The sequence below is a fragment of the Citrobacter sp. MGH 55 genome (assembly GCF_016906145.1).
Taxonomy (GTDB): domain Bacteria; phylum Pseudomonadota; class Gammaproteobacteria; order Enterobacterales; family Enterobacteriaceae; genus Citrobacter_A; species Citrobacter_A amalonaticus.
The window spans coordinates 764,495-784,240 of the sequence record NZ_CP070239.1; the positions used below are offsets into that span (position 1 = coordinate 764,495).

A 19,746-nucleotide genomic window follows, 5' to 3' on the forward strand; every position below is an offset into this window, starting at 1 on the left:
TAACTTCTCGGGCGACCAATTATCGGCCGTAGCCTTTCAGGTTCGCCTTCTTCAATGCAGACTCGTACTGACTAGACATCATCAGAGTTTGCACTTGAGCCATAAAGTCCATAATCACGACAACAACGATAAGCAGTGAGGTCCCACCGAAGTAGAACGGTACTTTCATTGCATCACGCATGAACTCCGGGATCAGGCAGATAAAGGTAATGTAGAGCGCACCGACCAAAGTCAGGCGGGTCATTACTTTATCAATATACTTCGCCGTTTGCTCTCCCGGACGAATTCCTGGTACAAATGCACCGGACTTCTTCAGGTTATCTGCTGTTTCACGCGGGTTGAAGACCAACGCCGTGTAGAAGAAACAGAAGAAGATGATTGCAGACGCATAGAGTAACACATAAAGCGGTTGCCCAGGCTGCAAATACAGCGAAATTGTTGTCAGCCAGTTCCAACCAGTACCGCCCCCGAACCATGACGCGATGGTTGCCGGGAACAGAATAATACTGGAAGCGAAGATTGCCGGGATTACCCCCGCCATATTCACTTTCAGCGGTAAATGTGTGCTCTGTGCAGCATAGACACGACGACCTTGCTGACGTTTAGCGTAGTTTACCACAATGCGGCGTTGACCACGCTCAACAAATACAACAAAGAACGTCACTGCAAATACTAATACTGCAACCAACAGCAACACGAGGAAGTGCAGGTCGCCTTGACGCGCTTGCTCGATAGTATGGGCAATGGCTGGCGGGAGGCCCGCGACAATACCGGCGAAGATAATGATCGAGATACCGTTACCGATACCACGTTCAGTAATCTGTTCGCCCAACCACATCAGGAACATCGTCCCTGTGACCAGACTGACAACAGCGGTGAAGTAGAATGCAAAGCCTGGATTCATTACCAGACCTTGCATACCAGGCATATTTGGCAGACCGGTAGCAATACCGATCGACTGGAATATGGCCAACACCAGAGTACCGTAGCGGGTGTACTGGCTGATCTTACGACGACCAGACTCCCCTTCTTTCTTGATTTCTGCCAGCGTTGGGTGAACCACCGTCAGCAGCTGGATAATAATTGATGCCGAAATATACGGCATAATACCCAGGGCAAAGATAGAAGCACGGCTGAGAGCACCACCAGAGAACATGTTAAACATTTCAATGATGGTGCCTCGCTGTTGCTCAAGCAGTTTGGCAAGTACAGCGGCATCAATACCAGGGATCGGAATGAAAGAGCCAATACGGAACACGATAAGCGCACCGATAACAAACAGCAGTCTGCGTTTCAGCTCGCCTAAGCCACCTTTGGCACTTTGAAAATCTAATCCCGGTTGTTTAGCCATCTGCTACTTATTCCTCGATTTTACCGCCAGCAGCTTCGATAGCAGCACGAGCGCCTTTAGTAACACGCAGACCACGAACAGTTACCGGAGTAGTGACTTCACCAGCCAGGATCACTTTCGCGAACTCGATCTGGATACCGATAATGTTAGCCGCTTTCAGCGTGTTCAGGTCTACAACACCGCCTTCCACTTTCGCCAGGTCAGACAGACGAACTTCGGCTGTAATCGCTGCTTTGCGAGAAGTGAAGCCGAATTTCGGCAGACGACGGTACAGAGGCATCTGACCACCCTCGAAACCGCGACGTACGCCACCGCCAGAACGAGACTTCTGACCTTTGTGACCACGACCACCGGTTTTACCGAGGCCAGAACCGATACCACGACCCAGGCGTTTACCCGCCTTTTTGGAGCCTTCGGCCGGAGACAGAGTATTTAAACGCATCTCTTACTCCTCAACTTTAACCATGAAGGAAACCGCGTTGACCATACCACGAACAGCAGGAGTATCCTCGCGCTCTACGGTGTGACCAATACGACGCAGACCCAGGCCAAGCAGCGTTGCCTTGTGTTTCGGCAGACGACCGATTGCACTGCGGGTTTGAGTAATTTTAATAGTCTTTGCCATGGTTTATTTCCCCAGAATTTCTTCAACGGATTTACCACGCTTGGCAGCGACCATTTCTGGAGAATTCATATTTTCCAGGCCATCAATAGTTGCACGAACCACGTTGATCGGGTTGGTGGAACCATATGCTTTAGCCAGAACGTTATGAACTCCAGCAACTTCCAGAACGGCGCGCATTGCACCACCGGCGATGATACCGGTACCTTCGGAAGCTGGCTGCATGAATACACGAGAACCCGTGTGAACACCTTTAACCGGGTGTTGCAGGGTGCCGTTGTTCAGCGCGACGTTAATCATATTGCGACGGGCTTTTTCCATCGCTTTCTGGATCGCTGCTGGAACTTCACGCGCTTTACCGTAACCAAAACCAACGCGACCGTTACCATCGCCTACTACAGTCAGAGCTGTGAAGGAGAAAATACGACCACCTTTTACGGTTTTAGATACGCGGTTTACCGCGATCAGCTTTTCCTGCAGTTCGCCAGCTTGTTTTTCGATGTGAGCCATCTTACACCTCTACCTTAGAACTGAAGGCCAGCTTCACGGGCAGCATCTGCCAGTGCCTGGACACGACCATGATATTGGAACCCGGAACGGTCAAAGGACACATCTTTGATGCCTTTTTCCAGAGCGCGTTCAGCGACAGCTTTACCCACAGCTGCAGCCGCGTCTTTGTTACCGGTGTACTTCAGTTGTTCAGCGATAGCTTTTTCTACAGTAGAAGCAGCTACCAGAACTTCAGAACCGTTCGGTGCAATTACCTGTGCGTAAATATGACGCGGGGTACGATGTACCACCAGGCGAGTTGCGCCCAGCTCTTTGAGCTTGCGGCGTGCGCGGGTCGCACGACGGATACGAGCAGATTTCTTATCCATAGTGTTACCTTACTTCTTCTTAGCCTCTTTGGTACGCACGACTTCGTCGGCGTAACGAACACCCTTGCCTTTGTAAGGCTCAGGACGACGGTAGGCACGCAGATCTGCTGCAACCTGGCCGATCACCTGCTTATCAGCGCCTTTCAGCACGATTTCAGTTTGAGTCGGACATTCTGCAGTAATCCCTGCCGGCAGCTGATGGTCAACCGGGTGTGAGAAACCTAATGACAGGTTTACTACGTTCCCTTTAACCGCTGCACGATAACCTACACCAACCAGCTGCAGCTTCTTAGTGAAGCCTTCGGTAACACCGATAACCATTGAGTTCAGCAGGGCACGCGCGGTACCAGCCTGAGCCCAACCGTCTACGTAACCATCACGCGGACCGAAGGTCAGTGCATTATCTGCATGTTTAACTTCAACAGCATCGTTGAGAGTACGAGTCAGCTCGCCGTTTTTACCTTTGATCGTAATAACCTGACCGTTGATTTTTACATCAACGCCGGCAGGAACAACGACCGGTGCTTTAGCAACACGAGACATTTTTTCCTCCGATTAGGCTACGTAGCAGATAATTTCGCCACCAAGACCAGCCTGGCGCGCTGCACGATCAGTCATAACACCTTTAGAGGTAGAAACAACCGCGATACCCAGACCCGCCATAACTTTCGGCAGCTCATCTTTACGTTTATAGATGCGCAGACCTGGGCGACTGACACGCTGAATGCTTTCTACAACAGCTTTACCCTGGAAATACTTAAGAGTCAGTTCCAGTTCCGGCTTGGTGTCGCCTTCAACTTTAAAATCTTCAATAAAACCTTCTTCCTTCAGCACGTTGGCAATTGCCACTTTCAGCTTGGAGGAAGGCATGGTGACCGCAGCTTTGTTCGCGGCCTGACCGTTACGGATACGGGTCAGCATATCCGCGATCGGATCTTGCATGCTCATCTGTCTTTACTCCCGTGATTCAATTGGTGACAATTACCAGCTAGCCTTTTTCAAGCCTGGTACTTCACCGCGCATAGCGGCTTCACGTAGCTTGATACGGCTCAACCCGAACTTGCCCACATAACCATGTGGACGACCTGTTTGACGGCAGCGGTTACGCTGACGAGACGGGCTGGAATCACGCGGCAGAGACTGCAGCTTAAGAACAGCGTTCCAACGATCTTCGTCGGAAGCGTTCACATCAGAGATGATCGCTTTCAGTTCAGCGCGTTTCGCGAAGTATTTATCAGCTAAAGCTACGCGTTTTACTTCGCGTGCTTTCATTGATTGCTTAGCCATTCAGTAACCCTACCTTACTTGCGGAACGGGAAGTCAAAGGCAGCCAGCAGAGCACGGCCTTCTTCGTCAGATTTCGCAGTAGTGGTAATGGTAATATCCAAACCACGAACGCGGTCGACTTTATCGTAGTCGATTTCTGGGAAGATGATCTGCTCACGGACACCCATGCTGTAGTTACCACGACCGTCGAATGACTTAGCGGACAAGCCACGGAAGTCACGGATACGCGGTACAGCAATAGTGATCAGGCGCTCAAAGAACTCCCACATGCGTTCGCCACGCAGAGTTACTTTACAGCCGATCGGATAGCCCTGACGGATTTTGAAGCCTGCAACAGATTTGCGTGCTTTGGTGATCAACGGCTTTTGACCGGAGATTGCTGTCAGATCAGCTGCTGCATTATCCAGCAGTTTCTTGTCAGCGATCGCTTCACCAACACCCATGTTCAGGGTAATCTTCTCGACCCGAGGGACTTGCATGACAGAATTGTAGTTAAACTCAGTCATGAGTTTATTAACTACTTCGTCTTTGTAGTAATCATGCAGTTTCGCCATCGTACTACTCCAAATTACTTGATAGTTTCGCTGTTAGACTTGAAGAAACGGACTTTTTTGCCGTCTTCGAATCTAAAGCCTACACGGTCAGCCTTGCCGGTTGCCGCATTGAAGATTGCAATGTTAGAGATCTGAATAGCTGCTTCTTTCTCTACAATGCCGCCTGGTTGGTTCAGAGCCGGAACCGGCTTCTGGTGTTTCTTAACCAGGTTGATACCTTCAACGATGACCTTGCCGGAAGACAGGACATTCTTAACTTTACCGCGTTTACCTTTATCTTTACCGGTTAACACGATAACTTCGTCATCACGACGGATTTTCGCTGCCATGATTCGCTCCTTAGAGTACTTCTGGTGCCAGAGAGATAATTTTCATGAACTTCTCGTTGCGAAGTTCACGAGTTACCGGCCCAAAAATACGCGTACCGATAGGCTGCTCGCTGTTATTGTTTAAAATAACGCATGCATTACCATCGAAGCGAATGACAGAACCGTCCGGGCGACGAACACCCTTCTTGGTGCGCACCACTACCGCCTTCAGCACATCACCTTTTTTGACCTTACCACGCGGAATTGCTTCTTTGATGGTGATCTTGATGATGTCGCCTACGCCTGCGTAGCGACGGTGCGAGCCACCCAGAACCTTGATACACATTACGCGACGTGCACCGGAGTTGTCGGCGACGTTCAGCATAGTCTGTTCTTGGATCATTTTAGTGCTCCGCTAATGTCAACTACTACTGAGACCCGAAATCAGGTCGTTAAAAAAGCCCCATATCGAGGGCGCGGCATTATAACACCGCTCTCAGGATATGGGTAGAAAAAATAAACGGCCCATCGCTGAGCCGTTTATTCGTTGAGAACGCGTACTGTATTACAGAACCGCTTTCTCTACAACGCGAACCAGCGTCCAGGACTTAGTCTTGGACAGCGGACGGCATTCACGGATTTCAACCTTGTCGCCGATACCGCATTCGTTGTTCTCGTCATGTACGTGCAGTTTGGTCGTACGCTTAATGAATTTACCGTAGATCGGGTGTTTCACAAAACGTTCGATAGCAACAACAATGGATTTCTCCATTTTGTCGCTAACAACGCGACCTTGCAGAGTACGGATTTTATCGGTCATTACGCACCCGCCTTCTCAGTCAGTAAAGTCTTAACGCGTGCGACATCACGACGCACTTGCTTCAACAGGTGAGACTGTTGCAGCTGGCCACTTGCAGCCTGCATACGCAGGTTGAACTGCTCACGCAGCAGGTTCAGCAGCTCGGTGTTCAGCTCTTCAACACTCTTCTCACGCAGCTCTTTTGCTTTCATTACATCACCGTCTTAGTTACAAAGGTGGTTTTAATCGGCAGTTTCGCTGCTGCCAGCTTGAATGCTTCACGGGCCAGCTCTTCCGGTACGCCGTCCATTTCATACAGGACTTTACCCGGCTGAATCAAGGCAACCCAATACTCCACGTTACCTTTACCTTTACCCATACGCACTGCCAGCGGCTTTTCAGTGATCGGTTTGTCCGGGAATACACGGATCCAGATCTTACCTTGACGCTTAACTGCACGGGTCATAGCACGACGTGCTGCTTCGATCTGACGGGCAGTCAGACGACCACGGCCAACAGCTTTCAGACCGAAGCTGCCGAAGCTAACATCCGCGCCAGCAGCCAGACCGCGGTTACGGCCTTTGTGCATTTTACGGAATTTTGTACGCTTTGGTTGTAACATCAGCGACGCTCCTTATTTACGGCCTTTACGCTGCTGCTTTTTAGGTTGAGCAGCCGGTTTTTCCGGTTGTTCAACAGCAGCCATACCACCCAGGATCTCGCCTTTGAAGATCCATACCTTAACGCCGATTACACCGTAAGTAGTGTGCGCTTCAGAGGTGTTGTAGTCGATGTCAGCACGCAGAGTGTGCAGCGGTACGCGACCTTCGCGGTACCATTCGGTACGTGCGATTTCCGCGCCGCCCAGACGGCCGCTAACTTCAACTTTGATCCCTTTAGCGCCCAGACGCATTGCGTTCTGTACAGCACGCTTCATCGCACGACGGAACATAACACGACGTTCCAGCTGAGAAGTGATGCTGTCAGCAACCAGTTTTGCGTCCAGTTCAGGTTTACGAACTTCGGCGATATTGATCTGTGCAGGAACGCCAGCGATATCCGCTACGACCTTACGCAGTTTTTCTACGTCTTCACCTTTCTTACCGATAACGATACCCGGGCGAGCAGTGTGAATAGTCACACGGATGCTCTTAGCCGGACGCTCGATAACGATACGAGATACGGACGCTTTAGCCAGTTCCTTAGTCAGGTACTGACGTACTTTAAAATCGCTGTCCAGGTTGTCAGCGAATTCTTTGGTGTTCGCAAACCAGGTAGAGTTCCATGGTTTTACAATACCCAGGCGAATACCATTAGGATGTACTTTCTGACCCATTGCTAGTCTCCAGAGTCTCAGCGATCGGACACAACCACAGTGATGTGGCTGGTGCGCTTCAGGATGCGATCTGCACGACCTTTTGCACGCGGCATAATGCGCTTCATGCTCGGGCCTTCGTCTACGAAAATTTTCGTAACTTTCAGATCGTCAATGTCAGCGCCATCGTTGTGTTCAGCGTTAGCAATGGCAGATTCCAGTACCTTCTTGACCAGTACAGCCGCTTTCTTGTTGGTGTAGGTCAGAATATCCAGAGCCTGCGACACTTTCTTACCGCGAATCAGGTCAGCAACAAGGCGAACCTTCTGAGCAGAAGAACGAGCATGGCGATGTTTAGCGATAGTTTCCATCTCTTCCTCCTACCTTATTTCTTCTTCGCTTTTTTATCAGCAGCATGGCCGCGATAAGTACGAGTCGGTGCGAATTCACCCAGTTTGTGACCGACCATTTCATCGGTTACAAATACTGGAACGTGCTGACGACCATTATGGACAGCGATGGTCAAACCGATCATGTTAGGAAAGATCGTTGAACGACGGGACCAAGTGCGCAGGGGCTTCTTGTCTCCGCTTTCCACCGCTTTCTCTACCTTCTTCAGCAAGTGCAGGTCAATAAAAGGACCTTTCTTGAGAGAACGTGGCATGGCTTATCCTCTAAAATTATTTGCTACGGCGACGTACGATGAATTTATCAGTACGCTTGTTGCTGCGGGTCTTCTTACCTTTGGTCTGAACGCCCCACGGGGTTACCGGGTGCTTACCAAAGTTACGACCTTCACCACCACCATGTGGGTGGTCGACTGGGTTCATCGCGGTACCGCGAACGGTCGGACGAACACCACGCCAGCGTGCAGCACCTGCTTTACCCAGAACGCGCAGCATATGCTCAGCATTGCCAACTTCGCCCAGAGTTGCACGGCAGTCTGCTTCGACTTTACGCATTTCACCAGAACGCAGACGCAGGGTGACATAAGCACCATCACGAGCAACGATCTGAACGTAAGTACCAGCGGAACGTGCCAGCTGACCGCCTTTACCTGGTTTCATTTCTACGTTATGAACGGTAGAACCAACCGGGATATTGCGCATCGGCAGGGTGTTGCCTGGTTTGATTGCAGCATCAACGCCAGATTGGATCTGGTCGCCCGCTTTCAGGCCTTTAGGGGCCAGGATGTAACGGCGCTCACCGTCTTTGTATAGAACCAGCGCGATGTTCGCGGAACGGTTCGGATCGTACTCAAGACGTTCAACAACTGCCGGAATACCATCTTTGTTGCGTTTGAAGTCAACAATACGGTATGCCTGCTTGTGGCCACCACCGATATGACGGGTGGTGATACGGCCATTGTTGTTACGACCACCGGATTTGCTGTTTTTTTCCAGCAACGGAGCAAAAGGTTTGCCCTTGTGCAGCTCAGGGTTAACCACTTTAACTACGTGGCGACGACCCGGAGATGTCGGTTTACATTTAACAACTGCCATTGTATTACTCCTCCGACTTACTCAGCGCCGCCAACGAAGTCCAGATTCTGGCCTTCCTTCAGGGTGACGTAAGCTTTTTTCCAGTCGCTACGACGACCGATACGCTGTCCGTGACGTTTAACTTTCCCTTTAACAACCAGGGTGTTAACGACTTCGACTTCGACTTCAAACAGTTTCTGCACAGCAGCTTTGATCTCTGCTTTGGTCGCGTCTTTAGCAACTTTGAGAACGATGGTGTTAGTTTTTTCCATCGCAGTAGACGCTTTTTCAGAAACGTGCGGTGCACGCAGCACCTTCAGCAGACGTTCTTCACGAATCATGCCAGCATCTCCTCAACTTGCTTAACAGCATCAGCAGTCATTACGACTTTGTCGAAGGCGATCAGGCTAACCGGGTCGATACCAGTTGCATCGCGTACGTCAACCTTGTGCAGGTTGCGCGCAGCCAGGAACAGGTTTTCGTCCAGCTCACCGGTGATGATCAGCACATCTTCCAGAGCCATGTCTTTCAGTTTCTGTGCCAGCAGCTTAGTTTTAGGCGCTTCAACAGAGAACTTCTCGACAACGATCAGACGATCCTGACGTACCAGTTCGGACAGAATGCTTTTCAGCGCGCCGCGGTACATCTTTTTGTTAACTTTTTGACTGTGGTCCTGCGGACGAGCAGCGAAGGTTACGCCACCGGAACGCCAGATCGGGCTCTTGATAGAACCTGAACGCGCACGGCCGGTACCTTTCTGACGCCACGGTTTTTTGCCTGAACCAGTTACTTCAGCACGAGTCTTCTGAGCACGAGTACCCTGACGAGCACCAGCTGCATAAGCAACAACAACCTGGTGAACCAGCGCTTCGTTGAAATCACGACCGAAGGTAGTTTCGGAAACAGTCAGCGCGCTCTGCGCGTCTTTCAATACTAATTCCATTGCTATCCCCTTACGCCTTCACAGCTGGTTTAACGATCAGGTCGCAACCGGTTGCACCCGGAACACCACCTTTAACCAGCAGCAGGTTGCGCTCAGCGTCAACGCGTACTACGTCAAGGCTCTGAACGGTTACACGCTCGTTACCCATCTGGCCTGCCATTTTCTTGCCTTTGAACACTTTGCCCGGAGTCTGGTTCTGACCGATAGAACCCGGAACGCGGTGAGACAAGGAGTTACCGTGAGTCGCGTCCTGGGTACGGAAGTTCCAGCGCTTAACGGTACCTGCGAAACCTTTACCTTTAGAGGTACCGGTTACGTCAACTTTTTTAACGTCAGCAAACAGTTCAACGCTAATGCTCTGACCAACAGTGAATTCTTCACCATCTGCCAGACGGAACTCCCACAGGCCGCGGCCAGCTTCTACGCCAGCTTTAGCAAAGTGACCAGCTTCCGGCTTGGTTACACGGTTAGCTTTTTTAGCACCCGTGGTAACCTGAATAGCACGATAGCCATCGCTAGCCAGATCTTTAACCTGAGTAACGCGGTTTGCTTCAACTTCGATTACGGTTACTGGGATAGATACGCCATCTTCAGTGAAGATGCGGGTCATACCCACTTTTTTACCGACTAAACCAATCATTGTATCAACCTCTCAATCGCTCGATGACCTGATTAACCCAGGCTGATCTGCACGTCTACACCGGCAGCCAGGTCCAGACGCATCAGAGCATCAACGGTTTTTTCAGTTGGCTCAACGATGTCAACCAGACGCTTGTGAGTACGAATCTCGTACTGATCACGCGCGTCTTTGTTGACGTGCGGAGAGATCAGAACGGTGAAACGCTCTTTGCGGGTCGGCAGCGGGATCGGACCACGGACTTGCGCACCAGTGCGCTTAGCAGTCTCGACGATTTCCGCGGTTGATTGATCGATCAGACGATGATCAAACGCTTTAAGGCGGATACGGATTCTTTGGTTCTGCATGAGACCAGAGCTCCAATTATTTTATAAACGAAAATGATTACTCCTCAGACCCATTACGATTGATGGGAGAGTGTAACCGTTCTTACGTAGCTCCCCGATTGGGAGCATTGTTAGACAGCCAAATCGGCTATCCAAGGTTCAGATCGAACCTGCCGTCAATTAAGACAAGCCCGCGCATTATACGCAAATATCAGTCTGAAGCAAGTGTCGCGTAGATATTAAACACTTCGCGCGTAATGCGAACAGGGTTCCGGGATTGTATGTTGTGAAAGAAACGCAGCGGGTTTACTGGAAAGCATCCCGCAATACCCATAATAGCGCCTTGCTCCTTTATCAACCTTCTTTAAAGTAACGCCATGGTTGATGGAGGATGACACGATGTCTGCTGCCCTACCCTTTCTGCTGCTGTATACCGCATTGTCTTTGACTCTGAGTTTCTGCGATATGCGCAGCAGACGACTGCCGGACCGGTTTACCTGCCCGTTGCTGTGGGGTGGATTCATCTTTCACCTGTGTATCATCCCGACACAACTTGCCGATGCCGTATGGGGCGCCGTCGCGGGTTACGCCAGCTTTGCCTTTATCTACTGGAGTTATTGGCTGCTTCGTAAGCGAGAAGGACTCGGCTATGGTGATGTGAAATTCCTTGCCGCACTAGGTGCCTGGCATGGGTGGATGTTTTTGCCTTCATTAGTCTTTTGGGCGGCACTACTGGGGTGTTTCGGTATCGTGGTTGTGGGGATAGTGCATGGAAAATCGGCATTAAAAAACCCGCTGCCTTTTGGGCCATTTCTGGCAGCTGCGGGTTTCATCACCGGATATTGTCGTCTCACCTCAGGGGCGATTAGCTGGTCACTTTGATTTGCGACTGCAGATAATTTTGCAGGCCAATTTTCGAGATGAGATCCAGTTCTGTCTCCAGCCAGTCGATATGTCCTTCTTCATCCGCAAGGATTTCGATCATCATATCCCGGCTGACATAATCATGAACGGTATCGGCATAGGCGATAGCTTCACGTAAGTTTTTCGCCCCTTCGAGCTCTAACCGAAGATCGGACTGCAGCATCTCTTCGACATCTTCGCCAATCCCCAATTTGCCGAGATCCTGTAGGTTCGGGATCCCTTCCAGAAACAAAATACGCTCAATATATTTATCCGCGTGTTTCATTTCATCGATGGATTCATGGTATTCGATCTCATTGAGGCGAGTCAGGCCCCAATTTTTGAACATACGTGCATGGAGAAAATACTGGTTGATCGCGACAAGCTCATTTCCCAATAGTTTATTGAGATAATTTATGATTTTAACATCACCTTTCATTTTATAGTCCCTCCGCTTCCACTCTCCAGAGCATAGATGGGGCTACAGGGATGTCAAAAAAAAGAGTGTGACTCAGGCGATCTCTTTAAATTCTGGCATTTGCATTAATTCATCCTGCATGACTTCGCGTGCCGCACGAACGCATTTACCGCATTGATTTCCCACAGGAATAAACTTGCGTAACTGCTGGAAGGATTGAGGATGAAACTGACGTACCGCCTGGCGAATTTTTTTATCACTTACACCATTACACAAACAAACGTACATGATCGCTCCCGTTCAATTTCTGCGCAAAGTGTAAATGAGAATAGTTATAATTACAATAGCACAATTATCTCTACGTAACGGGAGCGGAGTTAAAATTGCGAAGAAATGTGACAAGTCAAATAACGGGCAGCAAAAAGGGCGCCGAAGCGCCCTTTTTAAGTGCAGGACTAATGAGTAATTATTAGCTCATTACTTTAGCAACAACGCCCGCACCTACAGTACGGCCGCCTTCACGGATTGCGAAACGCAGACCGTCGTCCATCGCGATCGGGTGGATCAGGGTAACAACCATTTTGATGTTGTCGCCCGGCATTACCATCTCAACGCCTTCCGGCAGTTCGATGGTACCAGTCACGTCAGTTGTACGGAAGTAGAACTGCGGACGGTAGCCTTTGAAGAACGGAGTATGACGGCCGCCTTCGTCTTTGGACAGGATGTACACTTCAGATTCGAATTTGGTGTGCGGCTTGATGGAACCCGGCTTAGCCAGTACCTGACCACGTTCGATTTCTTCACGTTTGATACCACGCAGCAGAACACCAACGTTCTCACCCGCACGGCCTTCGTCCAGCAGTTTGCGGAACATTTCAACGCCAGTACAGGTAGACTTGGCAGTCTCTTTGATACCAACGATTTCAACTTCTTCGCCCACTTTGATGATACCGCGTTCTACACGACCGGTAACAACGGTACCACGACCGGAGATGGAGAATACGTCTTCGATCGGCAGCAGGAACGGCTTGTCAATCGCACGCTCTGGTTCCGGGATGTAAGAATCCAGGAAGCCAGCCAGTTCGATGATTTTCGCTTCCCACTCTGCGTCGCCTTCCAGCGCTTTCAGAGCAGAACCACGAACGATCGGGGTGTCGTCGCCCGGGAAATCGTACTGAGACAGAAGTTCACGAACTTCCATTTCTACCAGTTCCAGCAGCTCTTCGTCATCAACCATGTCGCATTTGTTCAGGAACACGATGATGTACGGAACGCCTACCTGACGACCCAGCAGGATGTGCTCACGAGTCTGCGGCATCGGGCCGTCAGTCGCAGCAACAACCAGGATCGCGCCGTCCATCTGCGCAGCACCGGTGATCATGTTTTTAACATAGTCGGCGTGGCCCGGGCAGTCTACGTGTGCGTAGTGGCGAGTCGGGGTGTCATATTCAACGTGAGAAGTGTTGATGGTGATACCACGAGCTTTTTCTTCCGGCGCGTTATCGATCTGGTCGAATGCACGAGCAGCACCGCCGTAGGTTTTAGCCAGTACGGTAGTGATTGCAGCAGTCAGGGTAGTTTTACCGTGGTCAACGTGGCCGATGGTGCCGACGTTAACGTGCGGTTTTGTACGTTCAAATTTTTCTTTAGACACGGCTATATTCCTTACTATAGCGCTCTCCCCTTGTGGAGAGAGCACGGGACTTAGGTTTTAATCCTGTGGATTATTTACCACGGGCTTCGATTACGGCCTGAGCAACGTTGTTCGGTGCATCATCATACTTCAGGAATTCCATAGTGTATGATGCGCGACCTTTGGTCAGAGAACGCAGCTGAGTTGCATATCCGAACATTTCAGACAGCGGAACTTCAGCGTGGATCTTAACGCCAGTGACTTCGGATTCCTGACCGCGCAGCATACCGCGACGACGGCTCAAGTCACCGATAACATCACCGGTGTTTTCTTCCGGCGTTTCTACCTCAACCTTCATGATTGGCTCAAGCAGAACTGGTTTAGCTTTCTTAAAGCCTTCTTTAAAGGCAATAGACGCAGCCAGTTTAAACGCCAGTTCAGAGGAGTCAACGTCATGGTAAGAACCGAAGTGCAGACGAACACCCATATCAACAACCGGGTAACCTGCCAGCGGACCGGCTTTCAGCTGCTCCTGGATACCTTTATCAACGGCAGGGATGTATTCGCCAGGGATTACACCACCTTTAATGTCGTTGATGAACTCGTAGCCTTTCGGGTTAGAACCCGGCTCCAGCGGGTACATGTCGATAACAACATGACCATACTGACCGCGACCACCAGACTGCTTGGCGTGTTTACCTTCGATATCGGTAACTTTCGCACGAATCGCTTCGCGGTAAGCAACCTGAGGTTTACCGACGTTCGCTTCAACGTTGAATTCACGCTTCATACGGTCAACGATGATGTCGAGGTGCAGTTCACCCATACCGGCGATAATGGTCTGGTTAGATTCTTCGTCAGTCCATACGCGGAATGACGGGTCTTCTTTAGCCAGACGGCCCAGAGCCAGACCCATTTTTTCCTGGTCAGCTTTGGTTTTCGGTTCTACGGCGATGGAGATTACCGGCTCAGGGAATTCCATACGCTCCAGAATGATCGGCGCATCCGGGTCACACAGGGTGTCACCAGTGGTTACGTCTTTCAGACCGATCGCAGCAGCGATGTCGCCCGCGCGAACTTCTTTGATCTCTTCACGTTTGTTAGCGTGCATCTGAACGATACGACCAAAACGCTCACGTGCAGCTTTCACGGAGTTCAGTACGGTATCACCAGAGTTAACCACACCGGAGTACACACGGAAGAAGGTCAGGTTACCCACGAACGGGTCAGTAGCGATTTTGAATGCCAGTGCAGAGAAAGGCTCTTCGTCGCTTGCGTGACGCTCAGCAGGCGTGTCTTTACCGTCGTCCAGGATACCGTTGATCGCAGGTACGTCAACCGGGGATGGCAGGTAATCAATTACCGCATCCAGCATCGCCTGAACACCTTTGTTCTTAAATGCAGAACCACAGGTTACCAGGATGATTTCGTTGTTCAGAACGCGCTGACGCAGAGCTTTTTTGATCTCTTCTTCAGTCAGTTCTTCACCACCCAGGTATTTCTCCATCAGCTCTTCAGAAGCTTCCGCTGCGGACTCGATCAGGTTCTGGTGCCATTCTTCAGCCAGTTCCTGCATGTCAGCCGGGATATCTTCGTAAGTGAAGGTAACGCCTGCATCTGCTTCGTTCCAGTTGATGGCTTTCATTTTCACCAGGTCAACAACACCGGTGAACGCTTCTTCAGCGCCAATCGCCAGCTGCAGCGGAACAGGGTTCGCGCCCAGACGGGTTTTGATCTGACCAACAACTTTCAGGAAGTTCGCACCCATACGGTCCATTTTGTTAACGAACGCAATGCGTGGAACTTTATATTTGTTTGCCTGACGCCATACGGTTTCAGACTGCGGCTGAACACCACCAACTGCGCAGTAAACCATTACCGCACCATCAAGAACACGCATGGAACGTTCTACTTCGATAGTGAAGTCAACGTGCCCCGGGGTGTCGATGATGTTTACGCGATGCGGTTCATACTGCTTAGCCATACCAGACCAGAATGCAGTAGTCGCTGCGGAAGTGATAGTAATACCACGTTCCTGCTCCTGCTCCATCCAGTCCATGGTGGCTGCGCCGTCATGAACTTCACCGATTTTATGGTTTACACCGGTGTAGAACAGAATACGTTCGGTAGTAGTGGTTTTACCGGCGTCGATGTGCGCACTGATACCGATGTTACGGTAGCGTGCGATGGGTGTTGTACGAGCCATTTGATTCCTCGTTTATCTTTTAGGCGTTCAATTTAAGTAGCCCAAAGCGGGCTGCTTACTGGAAGCGCCCGCCTGGTGACTAAAACTCCGAAGGGATTACCAACGGTAGTGTGCGAACGCCTTGTTGGCTTCGGCCATACGGTGAACGTCTTCACGTTTCTTAACTGCAGTACCTTTGTTTTCTGCAGCATCGGAAAGTTCGTTCGCCAGGCGCAGAGCCATGGATTTATCACCGCGTTTACGAGCAGCTTCAACGATCCAACGCATTGCCAGGGCATTACGACGAACCGGACGGACTTCAACTGGTACCTGATAAGTAGAACCACCAACGCGGCGAGACTTAACTTCGACAGTCGGGCGCACGTTTTCGAGAGCTACTTCGAAAGCTTCCAGTTCAGATTTACCAGAACGCTGAGCCAGGGTCTCCAGCGCGCTGTATACGATTGTTTCGGCAGTAGATTTTTTACCATCTACCATCAGGATATTTACAAATTTAGCCAGCAGTTCTGATCCGAACTTCGGATCCGGCAGAATTTTACGCTGACCAATGACGCGACGACGTGGCATGGAAATACTCCGTTGTTAATTCAGGATTGTCCAAAACTCTACGAGTTTAGTTTGACATTTAAGTTAAAACGTTTGGCCTTACTTAACGGAGAACCATTAAGCCTTAGGACGCTTCACGCCATACTTGGAGCGAGCTTGCTTACGGTCTTTAACGCCGGAGCAGTCAAGCGCACCGCGTACGGTGTGGTAACGAACACCCGGGAGGTCTTTAACACGACCGCCACGGATCAGGATCACGGAGTGCTCCTGCAGGTTGTGACCTTCACCACCGATGTAGGAAGTCACTTCGAAACCGTTAGTCAGACGAACACGGCATACTTTACGCAGTGCGGAGTTCGGTTTTTTAGGAGTGGTAGTATATACACGAGTACATACACCACGTTTTTGCGGGCATGCTTCCAGCGCAGGCACGTTGCTTTTTGCAACTTTGCGAGCGCGTGGTTTGCGTACCAGCTGGTTAACTGTTGCCATTAAATAGCTCCTGGTTTTAGCTTTTGCTTCGTAAACACGTAATAAAACGACCTCATACAATATGAGGACGCCGAATTTTAGGGCGGTGTCGAAAAGGTGTCAAGAAATATACAACGATCACACAATCACCAGGCCATCTGGCTGGCGTGCTTAACCGTAAGTCTGACGAAGTCAGTATAGTCAACCCTGACGACACTGTCTGAAATTTGACCACCCAAACCCCGAGCGTCAATGTCTTCTTTCAGTGCATATACCGTTATGGGGGTGTTTTGCAGGCTTTCAAGGAAGCGACAGCCTTCGACTGCGGTGGTAACGCCATCCTGGAGCAACAAAAGTTCATCCCCTTCTACAAGCAAGCGCAGGATTGCAGAGAAATCAGAGTGCCACGCGGAGCGGTGTAAAGTATGCAGCATGAAAACCTCAGAATCTCAGGATGACATCGTAGTTGCCCAGTTCACGACGCAACGCGTCTGGTTCCAGCGGCGTCGTCTCAACGACAAAACTGGCCCCGTCTTCGAGTCCACGCTCGCGCAGCGAGGCGGCGCATAACCAGCACTGTTCGATATCGTACAATCCCAGCAGTTTGAAGGTCGCAATATAGTCGCGGGCCAGAATCACATCCGGCTTTTGTCCCTGCAGGATTTGAAAGACGCCATCACCTATAAAGAAGACGCCGATCTCTTCAGTTAACGCCGACGTCGCCAACAGCGCGTCCAGCCCTTCACGGCCAGAAGCACTACCGTGCGGCACGGTGGAAAAGACAAAGGCAATACGTTTCATCAAAACTGTACCATGCGATCGCAGGTCAATGAGGCTTGTGCCAACGCGCCCAGTCCGCTGAGGGTAAAACCCGGCTGCAGATTGGCGGACGCCAGTCCCAGTCGGCCCGCTTCTGTTTCATCTACCACACCGCGGCGCAGCGCCGCCGCCACACAAATGTTCAGCTCAACGCCATGCTGTGTATTCATTTGTTGCCAGGCCCGGACCAGATCAAATTCATCACTGGCCGGAGAGGTCAACTGGTTGGCGTTATACACCCCTTCCCGATAGAAAAAGACGCTGCTTAACGTATGGCCTTCTTCAAGCAAAGCCTGAGCAAACTGCAATGCGCTGCTCGCCTGCTGGGTACCATACGCTGGACCGGTAACCACAATGGCAAAACGCATTACTTATCTTGCCCCTGAAAGTCGCCGCTCTTGAACTGGCGAATATAGAGGTACACGGTGTGCTTGGAGATGTTCAGACGATCGGCGACCTGATTGATGGCGTCCTTAATATCGAAGATACCCTTCTCATACAGATTCAGGACGATCTGGCGGTTCTTGGCATTATTGGAGACATTACGATCGGCGTTCACCTCTTCAATGGTGAACTCCAGCGTCTGCGTCACCAGATCTTCCACGGAAGAGGCGAAGTTAACAGACGATCCCACTTCCGGGGTCTCCGGGGGAATAAAGGTATTCATGATCTGCGAAAACGGGACATCAAGGTTCATGTTGATGCACAGCAGACCAATCACACGATGCTCGCGATTGCGAATGGCAATCGTCACTGACTTCATCAGAACGCCGCTTTTCGCACGGGTAAAGTAGCATTTGGAGACGCTGCTATCTGCACCGGTCATATCGTGCAGCATCCGCAACGCAAGGTCAGTAATCGGCGAACCGATTTTTCGTCCCGTATGTTCGCCGTTGGCAATGCGAATGGCGGAACATTTCAAATCCTGCAAAGAGTGCAATACGATTTCACAGTGGGAACCAATGAGCATCGCTAACCCGTCCACCACCGCTTCGTAGGATTTCAGAATATCAAAGTCGGTTTGATCGAAAGGACGTTGATCCAGTAAATCAAGCTCACTGGTTTCGTTGGTTAAAAGCGACCTGGACATGAAAAAAAACACTCCTTTTCAGGAGCCTGTCGTTATGTTTTCAGGGCAGGCTCATTAATTTTGTGGATGATTAAATTAATACAGTGGTGGTTCCACTTTCCACTATTAATTATATCCGGCCTGCACAAAAAAAACCGCCGCTCTGTTCGGCGGCGGTTCTCAGTTTTTATTTTTTAGCGGCATCTGCTGCTTTTGCATCAGCTTCAGCTGCTGCTTCTGGCTTGGCATCCGCCTTCGGTGCTGGCTTGATATCCAACAGTTCTACGTCGAATACCAGCGTGGAGTTAGCCGGGATCCCCGGAACGCCGGTTTTACCGTAAGCCAGTTCTGGTGGGATGACCATCTTAATCTTCCCACCTTTCTTAATGTTCTTCAGACCTTCAGTCCAGCCAGGGATCACACCGTCCAGACGGAAAGAGAGCGGTTCGCCACGGGTGTAGGAGTTATCAAACTCTTTACCGTCGATCAGCGTACCTTTGTAATTCACCACCACCGTGTCGCTGTCTTTCGGCGCTTCGCCTGTACCGGCTTTCTCAACTTTGTAGAGCAGGCCAGTCGAAGAGGTCTTCACATCTTTCTCTTTCGCAAACTTGGTGCGGAACTCTTTACCTTTGGCTTCGTTGTCAGCTGCGTCTTTTTCCATCTTCGCCTGGGCGGAAGCTTTCACGCGTGCTTCAAAAGCCTGCAGAGTCTGCTCGATTTCCTGGTCAGACAGTTTGCTCTTATTAGCAAACGCATCCTGCACACCGGCGATCAGCTGGTCTTTGTCCAGTTTGATGCCCAGTTTTTCCTGTTCTTTCAGGGAGTTTTCCATATAGCGACCCAGCGATGCACCCAGTGCGTAAGCCGATTTCTGGTCGTCATTTTTGAACGCAGCTTTGCTGTCAGCAGCGGCGGCGGCCGGTTTTGCGGCGTCCGCTGCGAAGGTGATCGGGGCGTGCAGAGCAACGGCCATCGTGGTCGCCAGCAAAGTGACTTTAAACAGTGATTTCATCCATATCTCCAGGGCCGGGGCATCTCACCCCATGGTTAACTTTACTATGAGAAGCGTACTATAAAGCGTTGTTGAACAAATCAACATACGGACATGCCTGATTCTCGCTACTTTTGAGACTCTTTTTGTTTAAATTAGTTTCGACAAGACTGAATCAGGGCTGTG

At 50.5% G+C, this 19,746-nt stretch carries 34 protein-coding genes; 1 reads left to right on the forward strand and 33 read right to left on the reverse strand.

What is annotated here, in order from left to right:
* Positions 1 to 19: 19 nt before the first annotated feature.
* The 22 genes from secY to rpsJ form a co-directional block, all read right to left on the reverse strand.
* Positions 20 to 1,351 carry a preprotein translocase subunit SecY gene (gene secY, locus JTI98_RS02945; protein WP_001118864.1) on the reverse strand — a complete coding sequence of 444 codons (1,332 nt, stop codon included), beginning with the start codon at positions 1,349 to 1,351 and terminating at the stop codon, positions 20 to 22.
* A 7-nt stretch (positions 1,352 to 1,358) separates the two neighbouring features.
* The gene (rplO, locus tag JTI98_RS02950) at positions 1,359 to 1,793 is read right to left on the reverse strand and encodes a 50S ribosomal protein L15 (protein ID WP_001238917.1); all 435 of its coding nucleotides are present in this window, start codon (positions 1,791 to 1,793) and stop codon (positions 1,359 to 1,361) included.
* Between the two features lie 3 nt (positions 1,794 to 1,796).
* Positions 1,797 to 1,976, reverse strand: coding sequence for a 50S ribosomal protein L30 (rpmD, locus tag JTI98_RS02955; RefSeq protein WP_001140434.1), 180 nt, complete (start codon positions 1,974 to 1,976; stop codon positions 1,797 to 1,799).
* A gap of 3 nt (positions 1,977 to 1,979) precedes the next feature.
* Positions 1,980 to 2,483: a 30S ribosomal protein S5 gene (gene rpsE / locus JTI98_RS02960; protein ID WP_000940121.1), complete on the reverse strand. Its 504-nt coding sequence runs from the start codon at positions 2,481 to 2,483 to the stop codon at positions 1,980 to 1,982.
* Positions 2,484 to 2,497: 14 nt separating this feature from the next.
* Positions 2,498 to 2,851, reverse strand: a complete 354-nt coding sequence (rplR, locus tag JTI98_RS02965) for a 50S ribosomal protein L18 (protein WP_000358956.1) — start codon at positions 2,849 to 2,851, stop codon at positions 2,498 to 2,500.
* Between the two features lie 9 nt (positions 2,852 to 2,860).
* Entirely contained in the window at positions 2,861 to 3,394 is a 534-nt protein-coding gene (gene rplF / locus JTI98_RS02970) for a 50S ribosomal protein L6 (protein ID WP_012135817.1), read from the reverse strand.
* Positions 3,395 to 3,406: 12 nt separating this feature from the next.
* A complete protein-coding gene (gene rpsH / locus JTI98_RS02975; protein ID WP_000062611.1) occupies positions 3,407 to 3,799 on the reverse strand; it encodes a 30S ribosomal protein S8 in 393 nt (130 codons plus the stop codon).
* 33 nt (positions 3,800 to 3,832) lie between these two features.
* Positions 3,833 to 4,138, reverse strand: coding sequence for a 30S ribosomal protein S14 (gene rpsN / locus JTI98_RS02980; protein ID WP_001118929.1), 306 nt, complete (start codon positions 4,136 to 4,138; stop codon positions 3,833 to 3,835).
* Between the two features lie 14 nt (positions 4,139 to 4,152).
* A complete protein-coding gene (gene rplE, locus JTI98_RS02985; RefSeq protein WP_001096206.1) occupies positions 4,153 to 4,692 on the reverse strand; it encodes a 50S ribosomal protein L5 in 540 nt (179 codons plus the stop codon).
* Between the two features lie 14 nt (positions 4,693 to 4,706).
* The gene (rplX, locus tag JTI98_RS02990; protein WP_015962742.1) at positions 4,707 to 5,021 is read right to left on the reverse strand and encodes a 50S ribosomal protein L24; all 315 of its coding nucleotides are present in this window, start codon (positions 5,019 to 5,021) and stop codon (positions 4,707 to 4,709) included.
* A gap of 10 nt (positions 5,022 to 5,031) precedes the next feature.
* Positions 5,032 to 5,403: a 50S ribosomal protein L14 gene (gene rplN, locus JTI98_RS02995; RefSeq protein ID WP_000613954.1), complete on the reverse strand. Its 372-nt coding sequence runs from the start codon at positions 5,401 to 5,403 to the stop codon at positions 5,032 to 5,034.
* Positions 5,404 to 5,565: 162 nt separating this feature from the next.
* Positions 5,566 to 5,820 carry a 30S ribosomal protein S17 gene (gene rpsQ / locus JTI98_RS03000; protein ID WP_002438707.1) on the reverse strand — a complete coding sequence of 85 codons (255 nt, stop codon included), beginning with the start codon at positions 5,818 to 5,820 and terminating at the stop codon, positions 5,566 to 5,568.
* A complete protein-coding gene (gene rpmC, locus JTI98_RS03005) occupies positions 5,820 to 6,011 on the reverse strand; it encodes a 50S ribosomal protein L29 (protein WP_000644742.1) in 192 nt (63 codons plus the stop codon). The genes rpsQ and rpmC overlap by 1 nt, the downstream gene beginning before the upstream one ends.
* Positions 6,011 to 6,421 carry a 50S ribosomal protein L16 gene (gene rplP, locus JTI98_RS03010; RefSeq protein ID WP_000941208.1) on the reverse strand — a complete coding sequence of 137 codons (411 nt, stop codon included), beginning with the start codon at positions 6,419 to 6,421 and terminating at the stop codon, positions 6,011 to 6,013. The genes rpmC and rplP overlap by 1 nt, the downstream gene beginning before the upstream one ends.
* 12 nt (positions 6,422 to 6,433) lie before the next feature.
* Positions 6,434 to 7,135, reverse strand: a complete 702-nt coding sequence (rpsC, locus tag JTI98_RS03015) for a 30S ribosomal protein S3 (RefSeq protein ID WP_000529945.1) — start codon at positions 7,133 to 7,135, stop codon at positions 6,434 to 6,436.
* A gap of 17 nt (positions 7,136 to 7,152) precedes the next feature.
* Positions 7,153 to 7,485 carry a 50S ribosomal protein L22 gene (rplV, locus tag JTI98_RS03020; protein WP_000447529.1) on the reverse strand — a complete coding sequence of 111 codons (333 nt, stop codon included), beginning with the start codon at positions 7,483 to 7,485 and terminating at the stop codon, positions 7,153 to 7,155.
* A 14-nt stretch (positions 7,486 to 7,499) separates the two neighbouring features.
* The gene (gene rpsS, locus JTI98_RS03025; RefSeq protein ID WP_001138117.1) at positions 7,500 to 7,778 is read right to left on the reverse strand and encodes a 30S ribosomal protein S19; all 279 of its coding nucleotides are present in this window, start codon (positions 7,776 to 7,778) and stop codon (positions 7,500 to 7,502) included.
* A 16-nt stretch (positions 7,779 to 7,794) separates the two neighbouring features.
* Positions 7,795 to 8,616, reverse strand: coding sequence for a 50S ribosomal protein L2 (gene rplB, locus JTI98_RS03030; protein WP_000301864.1), 822 nt, complete (start codon positions 8,614 to 8,616; stop codon positions 7,795 to 7,797).
* Between the two features lie 17 nt (positions 8,617 to 8,633).
* Positions 8,634 to 8,936 carry a 50S ribosomal protein L23 gene (gene rplW / locus JTI98_RS03035; RefSeq protein WP_000617546.1) on the reverse strand — a complete coding sequence of 101 codons (303 nt, stop codon included), beginning with the start codon at positions 8,934 to 8,936 and terminating at the stop codon, positions 8,634 to 8,636.
* Positions 8,933 to 9,538, reverse strand: coding sequence for a 50S ribosomal protein L4 (gene rplD, locus JTI98_RS03040; protein WP_000424395.1), 606 nt, complete (start codon positions 9,536 to 9,538; stop codon positions 8,933 to 8,935). The genes rplW and rplD overlap by 4 nt, the downstream gene beginning before the upstream one ends.
* Before the next feature lie 10 nt (positions 9,539 to 9,548).
* Positions 9,549 to 10,178, reverse strand: a complete 630-nt coding sequence (gene rplC, locus JTI98_RS03045; RefSeq protein WP_042998378.1) for a 50S ribosomal protein L3 — start codon at positions 10,176 to 10,178, stop codon at positions 9,549 to 9,551.
* A gap of 32 nt (positions 10,179 to 10,210) precedes the next feature.
* Complete coding sequence (gene rpsJ / locus JTI98_RS03050) at positions 10,211 to 10,522, reverse strand: 30S ribosomal protein S10 (RefSeq protein WP_001181005.1); 312 nt, start codon at positions 10,520 to 10,522, stop codon at positions 10,211 to 10,213.
* A gap of 378 nt (positions 10,523 to 10,900) precedes the next feature.
* Here rpsJ and JTI98_RS03055 point away from each other — a divergent pair, with 378 nt between their 5' ends.
* Positions 10,901 to 11,383 carry an A24 family peptidase gene (locus JTI98_RS03055; protein WP_042998379.1) on the forward strand — a complete coding sequence of 161 codons (483 nt, stop codon included), beginning with the start codon at positions 10,901 to 10,903 and terminating at the stop codon, positions 11,381 to 11,383.
* Here the strand turns inward: JTI98_RS03055 and bfr are convergent.
* From bfr to fkpA, 11 genes are all read right to left on the reverse strand, one after another.
* The gene (bfr, locus tag JTI98_RS03060; RefSeq protein ID WP_042998380.1) at positions 11,367 to 11,843 is read right to left on the reverse strand and encodes a bacterioferritin; all 477 of its coding nucleotides are present in this window, start codon (positions 11,841 to 11,843) and stop codon (positions 11,367 to 11,369) included. The genes JTI98_RS03055 and bfr overlap by 17 nt on opposite strands.
* A gap of 72 nt (positions 11,844 to 11,915) precedes the next feature.
* Positions 11,916 to 12,110, reverse strand: a complete 195-nt coding sequence (bfd, locus tag JTI98_RS03065) for a bacterioferritin-associated ferredoxin (protein WP_012135433.1) — start codon at positions 12,108 to 12,110, stop codon at positions 11,916 to 11,918.
* 181 nt (positions 12,111 to 12,291) lie between these two features.
* The gene (gene tuf / locus JTI98_RS03070) at positions 12,292 to 13,476 is read right to left on the reverse strand and encodes an elongation factor Tu (RefSeq protein ID WP_042998381.1); all 1,185 of its coding nucleotides are present in this window, start codon (positions 13,474 to 13,476) and stop codon (positions 12,292 to 12,294) included.
* A gap of 70 nt (positions 13,477 to 13,546) precedes the next feature.
* Complete coding sequence (fusA, locus tag JTI98_RS03075) at positions 13,547 to 15,661, reverse strand: elongation factor G (RefSeq protein ID WP_042322790.1); 2,115 nt, start codon at positions 15,659 to 15,661, stop codon at positions 13,547 to 13,549.
* Between the two features lie 96 nt (positions 15,662 to 15,757).
* Entirely contained in the window at positions 15,758 to 16,228 is a 471-nt protein-coding gene (rpsG, locus tag JTI98_RS03080; protein WP_042998382.1) for a 30S ribosomal protein S7, read from the reverse strand.
* Between the two features lie 96 nt (positions 16,229 to 16,324).
* On the reverse strand, positions 16,325 to 16,699 hold the full coding sequence (gene rpsL / locus JTI98_RS03085) for a 30S ribosomal protein S12 (protein ID WP_000246815.1): 375 nt from the start codon (positions 16,697 to 16,699) through the stop codon (positions 16,325 to 16,327).
* A gap of 125 nt (positions 16,700 to 16,824) precedes the next feature.
* Positions 16,825 to 17,112 carry a sulfurtransferase complex subunit TusB gene (gene tusB / locus JTI98_RS03090; protein WP_216081904.1) on the reverse strand — a complete coding sequence of 96 codons (288 nt, stop codon included), beginning with the start codon at positions 17,110 to 17,112 and terminating at the stop codon, positions 16,825 to 16,827.
* A 7-nt stretch (positions 17,113 to 17,119) separates the two neighbouring features.
* Entirely contained in the window at positions 17,120 to 17,479 is a 360-nt protein-coding gene (tusC, locus tag JTI98_RS03095; RefSeq protein WP_216081905.1) for a sulfurtransferase complex subunit TusC, read from the reverse strand.
* Entirely contained in the window at positions 17,479 to 17,865 is a 387-nt protein-coding gene (tusD, locus tag JTI98_RS03100) for a sulfurtransferase complex subunit TusD (protein ID WP_216081906.1), read from the reverse strand. The genes tusC and tusD overlap by 1 nt, the downstream gene beginning before the upstream one ends.
* Complete coding sequence (locus tag JTI98_RS03105; protein ID WP_042286247.1) at positions 17,865 to 18,587, reverse strand: transcriptional regulator; 723 nt, start codon at positions 18,585 to 18,587, stop codon at positions 17,865 to 17,867. Before JTI98_RS03105 ends, tusD begins: the two co-directional genes overlap by 1 nt.
* A gap of 166 nt (positions 18,588 to 18,753) precedes the next feature.
* The gene (gene fkpA, locus JTI98_RS03110) at positions 18,754 to 19,581 is read right to left on the reverse strand and encodes an FKBP-type peptidyl-prolyl cis-trans isomerase (RefSeq protein WP_044263781.1); all 828 of its coding nucleotides are present in this window, start codon (positions 19,579 to 19,581) and stop codon (positions 18,754 to 18,756) included.
* Positions 19,582 to 19,746: the final 165 nt, after the last annotated feature.